Origin of the sequence: Eudoraea sp., assembly GCF_049665975.1 — a bacterium.
GTDB lineage: Bacteria > Bacteroidota > Bacteroidia > Flavobacteriales > Flavobacteriaceae > Eudoraea.
The window spans coordinates 1-12,642 of sequence record NZ_JBATGR010000334.1 but is presented as its reverse complement, the minus strand read 5'-3'; the positions used below and the strand labels follow the sequence as shown (position 1 = coordinate 12,642).

Here is a 12,642-nt window from a genome sequence, read left to right as displayed (position 1 = left end):
CAGAGCATGAGATTTTTAAAGATCAATCGTAGCTAATGCCAGGTAACTGGACCTTTATATCACTGGCAAAATTGGTCCATTCCTGGTACATTTCCTGATACTTTTCGGGGTGTGAGGTTTTTAAATCATGCATTTCACCCAGATCTTCATCGAGATTATAGAGTTCAAATGCTGATAGGCTAAATGGATCACTGAAATTAGTAATTTTCCACTGACCCTTCCTCAACATTGTATTTCCGCTGTGCTCTAATCCAAAGACGTAGTCGTTGGTATGTATAACCTCTGCTTTGCCAGAAATAAATGACAAAAGTGATTTTCCTTTTAAAGGGAATAATGAATTTCCATTAAATTCAGGAGGGTAATTTATTTTGGCTATGTCATAAAGGGTGGGAGCAATATCCATAACGGTTAAAAAGTCATTTGCAATTACATTTTGTTGTTCTACCATGGGACCACTCATAATCATAGACGCTATAATACCACCGTTGGTAGCATATTCCTTGTAATATCTGAAAGGTGAAGAACCGGCTTCTGCCCATTGGGGGCCATAGGAAATCAAAGAATTCGCTTCGCCCATGGTTTCATAGTTATTATTAAAATAGGGGTTTATATGAGGTCTGATCACGGGATTATTATAATAGTCTTCACCTGCTGCCCCATTATCCGACATAAAAATAATCAGAGTGTTTTCGTACTCTCCGATATCCTTTAAATGCTGTACAATACGGCCAATATTCACATCCAGATTATCTACCATCCCAGAGTAGAGTTCCATTTTTCGTGTTTCTCTTTTTTTCTCATTATCCGAAAGAGAATTCCAGGGCCTAATTGAAGGATGGGCAGGAGGTAGGACCGCATTTTCGGGAATCATCCCCGCCTTTTTAAGACTTATCAGTCTTTCTTCTTTTAATTTATCATAACCTTCATCATACCTGCCTTCATACTTTTTCCAATATGCCTTATCAACCTGCAGCGGCCAATGCGGAGATGTATATGCTGCATAGGCAAAAAATGGACGTTTATCATCTTTGTTCTGATCAATATATTCGATGAGCTTATCGGTATAAAGGTCTGTGGAATATGAACCTTCCGGCCATTTAGCGGGTTTGCCATCTTCTGTATAATGCGAAACCGGAATACCTTTAAATAATCCCTGGCTGTTATAATGATTTCCAACACCTTCAAGCAAAACAAACGAGTGTTCAAAACCTTTTTCGTGCGGGTTGGCCTCTTTGCCAGTACCCAGATGCCATTTACCAGCCATATAGGTGTGATAACCATCCTTTCTTAGCAAGGCAGGGATAGTAGCCACTCTATTTGTTATATAGCCTTCGTAACCAAAAACCTGTGTGCTTAGCGCCTGTCTTCCTATTCCAGCAATATGGTTGTCATTGCCTGTTAAAAGCATCGCTCTGGTAGGTGCGCACATAGGCGCGGTATGAAACCTGCTGAAACGGATACCACTTGATGCCAGACCATCAATATTAGGGGTTGAGATATCCCCCCCATAACAGCCCAGATCTGCATAGCCAAGGTCATCGGCTACCAGTAGTAATATATTAGGCCTTGTATCTATTACGGCTTTCTCCGAGGTGCCCGAACAAGCTGTAAATCCTATAATTGCAAGCAGGAAGCTAAGAATAACCGTTGTATGGTTTAGATTAGAAATAAAAGTACTGTCTGAAAAGCTATAGAATATTTTAAATTTCACTTTAAGAAGTTTAACTTGTTTTGTTCGCTTATTGAGATTCATCATTTACAACAACTGGTTCATTGTTAAGTACCCCAAGGTAAGGATTTATCATTTACAGCTATATTAGTAATATTGAATACAAATGTCTTCTAATGCCTGTAATTGCTAAAATTAACCTACCTAACAATATTATTCAGCAGAAGTATTGACTGTTCTGGATAATTCAGTACTTTGTAATTCTTTAGAAAAATATATGAAGGTATTATTTATTGGGGGTACAGGAAATATTAGCAGTGCTTCCAGCAGATTAGCTATTTCCAAAGGGATAGAGTTATATCATCTGAACAGAGGAATTAATAAAATTAAAATTGAAGGGGTAAAAACTATTTTGGGTGATATAAATAAACCCGGCAGCTTGTCGGAATTGAAAAATCACAACTGGGATGTCGTGGTTAACTGGATTGCTTTTACGCCATCAGATATTGAAAGGGATATTACCTTATTTAAGGGGAAAACCAAGCAATATATTTTTATAAGCTCTGCATCGTGCTATCAGACACCATTGAGTTACCCAATTATAACTGAGTCTACGCCGCTGTGCAATAATTTATGGGATTACTCCAGTGATAAAATTAAATGTGAGGATAGATTGATGAAAGCATACAGGGAAGCTGGGTTTCCAATTACAATTGTTCGACCCTCTTTGACCTATGACACGGTTATCCCTATTGCTATTGGTGGGTTTAAAGAGTATACTACAGCTGATAGAATTTTAAAAGGAAAGGAAATTATTGTTCACGGAGACGGGACTTCATTGTGGACCGTAACCCATTCTGATGATTTTGCAAAGGGTTTTGTAGGATTATTGGGATTATCGCAGGCAGTAGGACATGCGTTTCACATTACATCAGATGAAATATTAAGTTGGAACATGATCTATGAAATCCTGGCGGACAGTTTGGGTTGTAAGGCAAAAGTGGTACATATTGCTTCAGATTTTATTTGTAAAATAGAACCCTCATATACAGGAACTTTACTTGCAGATAAGGCCGAAAGTGTGATCTTTGACAATACTAAAATAAAAACATTTGTCCCAGGCTTTAAGGCCATAATCCCCTTTGCAGAAGGTATAAAAAGAACCCTGAAATGGCTGGATGAAAACCCTGAAAAGAAATTTATAGATCCGGAGGAAAACAAACGAATTGAAAATATACTCAAGACCTATAAAAAGTTGGGATAAAACATAAATCAGATTTGCTAAAAACAACAATCCATGTATTAATTAAAGAAGAATTAGATTTATAAAATTGACTAAAATACTTTATCATGATCAAAAAATTTACAATAGGAGTTATTCTTTTTTTAGGTGCTTTTGGATTCAGCCAAAAAGAAATTTATGAATTTCGGGAATATGAGTTAAAATTTGGTAAACCTGCTAAAGTCTTACATGAATATTTTGAAAATGCTTTAATACCTGCTTTAAACAAACAGGGAATTAAAAATATTGGGGCATTTGAAGAAATTGGGGATGCCATGCCAAAGAAGATTTATTTATTAATTGCCTATGATAATTTAGAAGGCTATCAGAATGTGCTGGACATTCTGAAGGATGATTCCGTTTTTCTGCAGGCATCTGAAGTATACCACAAAACTGCTCAGGAAATTTTTCCTGTAGAGCGGTATGTAACGTCTTTGTTTACAGCATTTGATGGGATACCCAAATTAGTAAAACCGTCAGAGGGGTCTATGATTTTTGAATTAAGAACTTATGAAGGCTATAATGAAGATGCGTTTCAACGCAAAGTAAAAATGTTCAATGAAAGTGAACTGGGTATTTTTGACGAGGTAGGACTCCATTCCGTTTTTTTCGGGGAGAAAATTGCAGGTCCGCAAATGCCTTGCCTAACTTATTTACTAGCTTTCAAGGATATGGAGGAACGCGATGCTAATTGGGCAAAATTTGGCCCCAACCCGGAATGGCAACGGATATTAAAATTACCCGAGTACGCTAATACGGTTTCAAATATTTACAGGGTATTCTTAAAACCTTTGCCTTATTCTCAACTGTAAATTTTAGAAAGCATACATAAATCTTTAAATTCAGTTCCTTTCAATTGTAATTATGGATAATTGGTTGGAGTGTGAAAAAGCAGTTGCGTTTTATATCTAAATAGGCAGGCACTCTTTTTTTGCCTATCTATCAAGTTTAAAGGCATCAAGATTAATATCATCCAAGCCAATATCATCAAACGGATATTCTAATTGATCCTGGATGTTATAAAGAGATATAAGTATAAACTCCGTTAGTATTACTATGAAATAGGTTATCCCCTGATTATTTTCCAATCCCACATCATTGATAATGGTTGGAGCATAAATTAATGGGAAAATATAGATAAATACAAGACAATAAGCTTTTAAGCTTATCGGTGTCCTGTGCGTGTTAATAGCATGTAAATTCTCTATGGATTCGTGCAGATCTTTCATAAAACGAAAAGTTCTGTCTTTTAAATTTTTCGAAACGGTTAGATCGTTAGCTACGATAAATGTAAGCACTTTATCAATGATTATATCCAGATCTTTTGTGGTTTTATCATTGTTTTTTAGTTGATCTAAAGTTTGCTCACTTATGTTAATCAAAATATCAGTCATTTCATTTTTACTCTCTTCAGAGAGTTCCTTGTTGCTCATCACAAAATATTGAACAGTCTTCAGAGCACTTCTGAATTTACTCAAATGCTGCAGTGCCTTTTCCCGGCGCCTGAAAGAACCACGTATAGTAAATACCAAAGGAAATATTATGGCGATACTTAACATAGTAAGATCAACATAGAAGTTTATATTAAATTTAAATGCCAGAAACGTAATTAATACTGAAACAATCAATACAATTATTGTTCTGTAATTTAATATGGTAAGATATCGTCTAATAGCTTAAAATGTATTAACTTATAGGGGTAAATCTAACTACATTCTCGTGAATAAGCAAGTCATATATCTTTTCCTTTTCGCATATCTTCATTTTATTGGAAACACTTTTTCGCAGGAATCGGCTGTTACTGACCAGAATAATCAGGTCACTGAGTTATTTCTTACTACTGATCCATTACCCGTAAAATTAAGCTATTCCAATAAAATTTTACGGAAAGAGACGAATGATAGTACATATATAGACAGTGAAATGGATTATATGTCTTCGGATGAATCATGGAAGACGTTGGAGGTTAAAATTAGAGCAAGGGGGAACTACAGGAGAAAAAATTGCTATTTCCCACCCGTGAAAATGAAAATAAAGAAATCGACTACCATAGGAACTGTGTTTGAAGGCAATAAGAAACTAAAACTCGTACTTCCTTGTGTACTGCAAAAGGACTATAATGATAAAGTTTTAAAGGAGTATATGGCTTATAAACTGTATGAACTTGTCTCTCCTTATCATTTTAACACCAGATTATTGGATATTGATTTTACAGATGAAAAAGGACAGAAAGTTAAAAACTATTCAATAATAGGATTTTTTATAGAAGATATTGATAGAGTGAAAGACAGATGTAATGGAAAACAGATTAAAAGGTCAATACATCCTATGGAACAGGAGGATCTTAATTCGGTTAGAAATGATTTTTTTCAGTATATGATTGGTAATACCGACTATTCATCAGCATATCGGCATAACGAAAAACTTTTATTCGTTGATGGCGATATTATACCTGTACCTTACGATTTTGACATGTCTGGGTTGGTTGATGCCAGCTACGCGGTTGTCTCACAGGTTCAAGGTGAAGAACTAAGTATAACCGACGTCACTCAAAGATTATACCGTGGGTTTAAGCGTAATGAAGCGGTATACCAACAAGTAAGAACGGAATTTCTGAATAATAAAGCTAAAATGGTGACTATTATCAATAGTCTGGAATCAGACTTTGGTGACCCTGGTGAATTTATCAAGGCAAGAAACTTTATATATGACTTTTTTGATATACTGTCGAATGATAATACTTTTCGCAAGAATATAACAAATGTGGCCAGAACAAAATAAAACTTAAGACTCCTTTATTTAAATAAAACCCTTGAGCAAATTGCGACTTCGACTTAGTAAATCATTTGATTAATCCTAAATTTAGTCAAAAAGCTCTGTTAACGGTTCCCCTGTTGCACCACTGGGATATGATATATTCAAAATTTGTGCGATGCTGGGGGCAATATCGATTACCGATACTTTTCTTACAGATTTACCTTTAGGAATAGAATTTCCGAACCATAGCATGGGAACATGGGTGTCATATGCATACCCGGACCCATGGGTAGTGCCTTTAATATTTTGCATCGTTATTCTGGGGTCCAGATTCGGAACAAAACCTGGTTTAAATATTAAAATGACATCTCCGGATCTTTTGGAATGATATCCATTTTGAATCATTTGGTTCATTCCATAACTATAACTTTGTGATTGCAAGTCGGATGCGATAAGTGCTCCGGTAATTTCTTCAAGAGTTATGAGGAAATCTGCTGCTTCCTGTTGCACAGCTCTAAGAGATAATTTCTTTTGCTTAATTAAATCCTGGTTTAAATAAACCGACTCTCCATCAAAATTTTCAATCCATTGATTCGTGCCATATTTTGAATTCAAATGACTCAGAAGAGCAACTTCATGTTTTTTTATATTAGCGATTCCCGCAGGGAGCTTGTTATCTGCCAGATATGAGGCCACAGGAACTGACCCATGATCCGAAGTTAAAAACAGCAAATAATTTCCAGTACCAACAGTCGCATCCAGAGATTTTAATAAACTTTCAATGTCCCTGTCCAATCTTAATATTACATCTTCGAACTCAACGGACTGAGGGCCAAAAGTATGACCAATAACATCAGGAACGGAATAACTTATATTAATAAAGTCTGTAATTTCATCTGTACCTAAACCTTCATTCTTAATAGCTTCAATGGCAAAATCCGTCAGCAAGGAATTACCAGCTGGGGTAACCCAAATTAACTGGAATTCAGCACCTATTTCCTTATAACGCTCCCTCATACTCTTATAATCATATGGGAAAGTGGCAGATGTTTTGCCCGCAATGGCCCGTTCATAATTGTTGTCATCCGGCGCACTCATAATATATGATTCTATTGGGTACAGGGTGCTCCATGAATCTGTTAAATAAGAATTTGACTTTTCTAATTTATTATATTTGGTGACCCAATTAGGCAATTCATCCATGTAATAAGAACTGCTTACAAAATTACCCGGGCTCGATTTCCAATCATGCCAATATGCAGCATTTGCCGAATGCCCCCCGGGCAAGATAGCACCGCGATCTTTTAAGGAAACACTTATTACTTTAGCCCTAAAATTTGTTCCCATTCTCAACTGATCCGTTATCGTTGTTGTTAAAAGGTTTCTTGGAGATCCGCCATAGCTATCTACAGCATCTGTCCCAATTAAAAGTTCATTATTATCCTCAATATTGGTAATGATCTGTTTTGAACTTCGCTGATACCAGGTATTTCCAATAATTCCATGAGCAGATGGGGTTGTTCCTGTATATATAGATGCATGTCCGGCAGCAGTAACCGTAGGGACATAATTATAATTGGTGTTCTTATAGTTAAATCCTTCCTGCATTATTCGCTTAAACCCGCCGTTAGAAAACCTCTCCTGATACTTGTAAAGATGATCAAACCTCATTTGATCTACCACGACACCTACCACCAATTTGGGCTTATCTGTCTGGCTTCTTACAAGGAATCCGTTAAAAAAAAACAGGGCAGTAATAGCGATAATTCTAATCATAATTTTATTATCTTTTTATATTAAAGTTTGAATCCTGACTTAAGTTCAGAACTGCGCTATTCAAAGATAATCAGTAATTATGTTAAATTTTATTAATAAACAGGGATAAACTTCGATTACAGGGTTATTTATCTGTAAAAACCTTCAGATTCTTAAATAGACCATGATGATGGACTTTCAATGTTTGTAAATTCTTCTGAAGATATGGGACCCAATTCTGATAGTGAACTGTACAATCCAAGCTTGTCGCCTATAGTAATAAGCGGACCATTAGCAGCAGCTCCCATTTCTACAACAACTTTACCTAACAAAGCATGTAACTTTTGTTCATCCAATTCCATTATATTGATTTTAATTAAACATTGATTTTATTTTTTAAGCAGCAGCACAATTGATATTGGGTTACGGCTTGCATTAAGAATTACATTTTACCGGTTTTGAGCCACCTGGCGCATTCAGGCGAGAGCTTTTCCGAGGCTAACTTATCGTACTTTGTGGCCTCTTCTTCGGAGAGTAGATCTTTCCATCTGCCATTTGTGCCCTTGTTTATAAATGTTTTGGCGCCCCCTTCCCAGAAAGCCCCGCCAAGAGGAGCACTTTCAGCAGCATTATCTTTCATATACTCAAAACTGCAATGGTTGAGGATGTCGTTCCATTTTGATTCATCAATTGGAATATCCAGAAAGGCTGCAATTTTTCTGATTTCTCCGGGCATGTCCTTTTTTAAATTGTTAAAATGGAGCATTAGTACATTAGGCAAATCTTTTATAGCCCACCAACTATTCACATTATCCCATAACGACCAGATAGGATACCCGTCTTTCTCAAGCCATTCATGATAGTAATCCACAACCTTATCCCCGGGCCTTTCAATTTTTGGTCCCACCAGACCCGGTGATTCGTTCAGGGCTTCATAAAATTTATCATTCGCATTAACATGATGATGATACATGCTCCATATGACATCTCTTCCATCTCTTCCTATATAAATATATTTGGCTTTGGGAGAAAAATTTAAATTTTCCACCGGTAAATGTGTTTTAAGAAACCTGCGGTGATTTTGTGCCTCTATGGCAGGTAATTTTACATGCCTCGGAGGAACACGTAAATCAACCCAGGGCGACATATCGGCCACTGGCAATCCAGTTTCCCCGTTAAAGATTAGTTGAGATACGATCTGTTGTAACCAGGTAGTTCCCGATTTGGCATAAGTTGAGATCACTATATCATCATCCCGGAATTTAAAATCGTTCCACATTGTGGAGTCGAAATGATTGCTGTGCAATTCTTGCTTCTTAACAGGCCATTTTATTTTTTCCATGGTTATTATAATTTTAATATGATTTGAAAATGATTATAAATATAAATAGAGAGTTATTCAACAATTCCAGGACTAAAGCCATCAAAAAATGTCCGAATAACATTCTTTTTTTACCAAAGAACAGTTGGGAATTATTGTTCCATAATGATCAATAATAAAAGCACATCTAATAAAAAGCCTTGAAAATAATTTCAAGGCTTTCAATATCCATTAATCTGTTCAGGCTTGTTTACTCGGAAGGTGCAGATACACCTGCAACAACTCTGTATAAGTTGGAATTACGTTTGTTATAATTCTCCTGAAAACCATCCCAAAATCCATCGGGTGCGGTCATGTCATCGCTAAAGGCAGGTGATAATGCATCTTGCATAGATGAAAATATATCATAAGAATAGCTGCTGTAAGTAAAGGTAGAAGTAACCGGAGAAATAATGGCCTGATTGCCCCAGCCTTTCATAGTTGTTTTGCCTTCCTTCAAAGCCTGTTCTACCATGGGCTTCCATTTCTCCGCCTCAAAAGTAAGATGCTGGGCTGTGTTTTTTGTGTCGTGATAAATGATTCTTACATATTTGTAATCATCATTCGTTGTATTTTCTGCCCGTATATGGTTGGGAAGATCACTCAGGAATACATGATGTATATTGGTACTTATATTCCATGTATCCATATCTTCCATTTTGACATCTGGAAACATTGCGTCTATGCTTGCCCAGTCTGCACCTTTATCAAGATCTTTATAGGTGTTAATAATCAGGATATTTGGGCTTGTATCCTGGTTTACACCGCCCACTCTTTCTAATATGGCCCAAAATGTTAAGTTTCCTTTGGTAACTTCCTTCTCTGCCCATTTGGCCCAATAGGTAGTTTCTCTTTTTAAATACTCCTGCATATTTTCGGGTGCTACCTTTCTATATTGGTGGGTAGTAATTAATTGGGCCATAGCAAATTGAAAGCTCAAAATGCATACCGCCAAAAATGTAATTCCTTTTCTCATTCTATGATTGTTTTAAAGTTAGTATTCAGATATATAATTGAATTTTGAGTAAAGCCCGGTATTATTAAGCACGTTACGTCACTATTCCAAAGTATAAAATTCAAATAAAATTGATAATCAATGATTTAGACTATAACAAAGGACGAAGCATTACTTTAAATGTCCGAAATAGCTTTTTTATTTACCGAAGAATTTCTGTAGAAACCAATTTATAATAATTTTTGATGTATATAGTTTATGGCGTAGCAAGCCTATTTAGACTTCGATAATGATCCATGAATTAATAAAACATTTTATAAATTGAAGCCTTTTTGCAGCTGCTTAATAATGAGGCAATTCATATTAGTAAAAATACAAATATGATTATCTGGGTTCCAGAACCACAAATGGTATAATCATTTCCTCCAAAGAAACACCCCCATGCTGATAAGAATTTCTGTAATAGCTCACGTAGTGGTTGTAATTATTGGGGTAAGCAAAAAACAAGTCATTTTTTGCAAAAATAAATGAACTGCTCATTGTAATACTTGGTAAATAAATATTAGCAGGGTCTTTGGCCTCTATCACGTCATTGCTATTATAGGTAAGACTCCTGCCTGTTTTATATCTGAGATTAAGACTGGTCTCTTTGTCTCCAATTACTTTAGAAGGCTGTTTTACATTTATGGTACCATGATCTGTTGTAATGACGAGTTTTAAGCCCATACTTTGAGCTTGTTGAATGATCTCAAGAAGTGGTGAATTCTTAAACCAACTATGGGTTAAGGAACGATAAGCCTTATCATTAGATGCCAGTTCTTTAATAACGTCCATTTCGGTTTTGGAATGTGAAAGCATGTCTACAAAATTATACACCAGCACCGTAAGATCATTTTTCTTTTGCGAACGAAAGTTTTGAGAAAGATGTTTGCCTTGTTTCAGACTACTTATTTTATGGTACTCCCATTTAATATCAAGTCCCAATCGTTTTAGCTGTTCTCCCAGGAATTTGTCTTCAAACAAATTCTTCCCGCCTTCGTCGGTATCGTTCTTCCACCATTCGGAGTATTTTTTTTCCATTCCAAGGGGCATAAGGCCAGAGAAAATAGCATTTCGAGCATATTGAGTTGCCGTTGGCAAAATGCTGTAATATGGCATTTCCTTGCTTTTCTTGTAATAAGGCGTAAGGACATCTTCGAATGCGAACCACTGGTCATACCTTAAATTGTCTATTACCAACAGCAGGGTGGGTGTATCCTGGATTTCAGGCAGAATTAGTTCCTTAAACAAGGTATGTGACATTACAGGTCCGTCACCATCATGAAACCAATCAGCATAATTCTTTTCAATAAATTTTCCAAACTGATTATTAGCTTCAACTTTTTGAGATTCCAAAATTTCAAACATTCCGGAATCTTCTATTTCTTCCAATTGCAGCTCCCAATAAATAAGTTTCTTGTAAAGATCAGCCCATTCTTCATAAGAATTGACCATCGATAGGTCCATAGAAATCTTTCTGAACTCTTGTTGATAATTAGAAGTGGTCTTTTCTGATACCAAACGCGAGTGATCCAGATTTTTTTTAAGAGAAAGAAGTATTTGATTAGGATTTACAGGCTTTATAAGATAGTCGGCAATTTTTGAACCAATAGCCTCTTCCATGATATACTCCTCTTCACTTTTGGTAATCATTACTACCGGAAGGGTTGCATCTATAGCTTTTATTTCGGTTAACGTTTCCAAACCGGAAATTCCCGGCATATTCTCATCGAGAAAAACTATGTCAAAATTTCTGACTCTAATTTCTTCCAATGCATCCTGACCGCTTTTGCAAGTTACTACCTGATAGTTTTTACCTTCCAGGAAAATAATATGGGGCTTTAACAAATCTATCTCATCATCTACCCAAAGGATTGTTATCTTGTTCATTTAGTCCTTATCTTTACCGTTGAAAACAATAGCTATTTTGTCAAAATCAAACAAGCTTAAAATATTCAATGATCCAATTTACGGATTTATTAGAATTCCAGATGCACTAACTTTTAACCTTATAGCGGACCCATATTTTCAAAGGCTTCGCCGTATTTCCCAAATGGGGCTTTCATATCTGGTTTATCCAGGGGCACATCATACTCGTTTTCATCATGCATTAGGCAGTATGCATTTAATGCAGGAAGCAATACAACTACTTCGCTTTAAGGGGGTTGAGGTTACAGATGAGGAATCTCAAGGATTACTATGTGCTATCTTATTACATGATATTGGTCATGGTCCTTTTTCACATGCTATGGAACATAGTTTGGTAGAAGGTATAAATCATGAAGCCATTTCGCACCTATTTATGGAGGTGCTTAACCGCAAGTTTAACGGAAGTTTAACTTTAGGAATTGAAATTTTTAAAGGCACTTATAGTAAAAAATTCCTGAATCAACTGGTCAGTAGTCAACTAGATATGGACCGTTTAGACTATTTGAAGCGGGATAGTTTTTATACCGGGGTTGCAGAAGGAAATATAAATGCAGAGCGTTTAATAACCATGTTAAATGTCGTAGACGGCGAATTGGTCGTTGAGGAAAAAGGGATCTATTCCGTAGAGAAATTTCTAATGGCCAGAAGATTTATGTATTGGCAGGTATATCTTCATAAAACTGGATTAGTTGCTGAGCAATTGCTGATTAAAACACTACAGCGAGCAAAGGAACTGGTTCATATGAAGTTTGAATTGGCCTGCAGTCCCCCTCTTATGTTCTTTTTGAAAAACAAAATAGATAATACCAATTTTGATATTGCGGTTTTGGATCGTTTTGCAAGTCTTGACGATACTGATATATTGGCAGCGATTAAACAATGGCAGCATAGTACTG

11 protein-coding genes are annotated in these 12,642 nt (G+C 36.1%); 4 read left to right on the top strand and 7 right to left on the bottom strand.

What is annotated here, in order from left to right:
* Nucleotides 1-22: 22 nt before the first annotated feature.
* Nucleotides 23-1,711 (bottom strand): arylsulfatase, encoded by a 1,689-nt coding sequence (locus tag WBN20_RS11650; RefSeq protein WP_424281798.1) that lies wholly within the window; start codon nucleotides 1,709-1,711, stop codon nucleotides 23-25.
* Between the two features lie 235 nt (nucleotides 1,712-1,946).
* Here WBN20_RS11650 and WBN20_RS11645 point away from each other — a divergent pair, with 235 nt between their 5' ends.
* Both WBN20_RS11645 and WBN20_RS11640 read left to right on the top strand, forming a co-directional pair.
* Nucleotides 1,947-2,933: an NAD-dependent epimerase/dehydratase family protein gene (locus WBN20_RS11645; protein WP_424281797.1), complete on the top strand. Its 987-nt coding sequence runs from the start codon at nucleotides 1,947-1,949 to the stop codon at nucleotides 2,931-2,933.
* An 86-nt stretch (nucleotides 2,934-3,019) separates the two neighbouring features.
* The gene (locus WBN20_RS11640) at nucleotides 3,020-3,763 is read left to right on the top strand and encodes an NIPSNAP family protein (protein WP_424281796.1); all 744 of its coding nucleotides are present in this window, start codon (nucleotides 3,020-3,022) and stop codon (nucleotides 3,761-3,763) included.
* Between the two features lie 123 nt (nucleotides 3,764-3,886).
* On the opposite strand, the gene WBN20_RS11635 is transcribed toward WBN20_RS11640, so the two are convergent.
* On the bottom strand, nucleotides 3,887-4,579 hold the full coding sequence (locus WBN20_RS11635; RefSeq protein ID WP_424272847.1) for a hypothetical protein: 693 nt from the start codon (nucleotides 4,577-4,579) through the stop codon (nucleotides 3,887-3,889).
* A gap of 91 nt (nucleotides 4,580-4,670) precedes the next feature.
* On the opposite strand from WBN20_RS11635, the gene WBN20_RS11630 reads away from it, so the two are divergent.
* Nucleotides 4,671-5,732: a hypothetical protein gene (locus WBN20_RS11630; protein ID WP_424281795.1), complete on the top strand. Its 1,062-nt coding sequence runs from the start codon at nucleotides 4,671-4,673 to the stop codon at nucleotides 5,730-5,732.
* A gap of 81 nt (nucleotides 5,733-5,813) precedes the next feature.
* On the opposite strand, the gene pafA is transcribed toward WBN20_RS11630, so the two are convergent.
* The 5 genes from pafA to WBN20_RS11605 all read right to left on the bottom strand — a co-directional run bounded on the left by pafA (nucleotide 5,814) and on the right by WBN20_RS11605 (nucleotide 11,707).
* On the bottom strand, nucleotides 5,814-7,484 hold the full coding sequence (gene pafA, locus WBN20_RS11625) for an alkaline phosphatase PafA (RefSeq protein WP_424281794.1): 1,671 nt from the start codon (nucleotides 7,482-7,484) through the stop codon (nucleotides 5,814-5,816).
* Between the two features lie 152 nt (nucleotides 7,485-7,636).
* Entirely contained in the window at nucleotides 7,637-7,825 is a 189-nt protein-coding gene (locus WBN20_RS11620; protein ID WP_424272850.1) for a hypothetical protein, read from the bottom strand.
* Nucleotides 7,826-7,905: 80 nt separating this feature from the next.
* Nucleotides 7,906-8,805 carry a sulfotransferase domain-containing protein gene (locus WBN20_RS11615; protein WP_424281793.1) on the bottom strand — a complete coding sequence of 300 codons (900 nt, stop codon included), beginning with the start codon at nucleotides 8,803-8,805 and terminating at the stop codon, nucleotides 7,906-7,908.
* 229 nt (nucleotides 8,806-9,034) lie between these two features.
* Entirely contained in the window at nucleotides 9,035-9,799 is a 765-nt protein-coding gene (locus WBN20_RS11610) for a hypothetical protein (protein WP_424281792.1), read from the bottom strand.
* A gap of 363 nt (nucleotides 9,800-10,162) precedes the next feature.
* The gene (locus tag WBN20_RS11605) at nucleotides 10,163-11,707 is read right to left on the bottom strand and encodes a PglZ domain-containing protein (RefSeq protein ID WP_424281791.1); all 1,545 of its coding nucleotides are present in this window, start codon (nucleotides 11,705-11,707) and stop codon (nucleotides 10,163-10,165) included.
* Between the two features lie 37 nt (nucleotides 11,708-11,744).
* Between WBN20_RS11605 and WBN20_RS11600 the strand changes: the two genes are divergently transcribed.
* Nucleotides 11,745-12,642, top strand: an 898-nt coding sequence (locus WBN20_RS11600) for an HD domain-containing protein (protein WP_424281790.1), incomplete at its 3' end; no start/stop codon positions are given.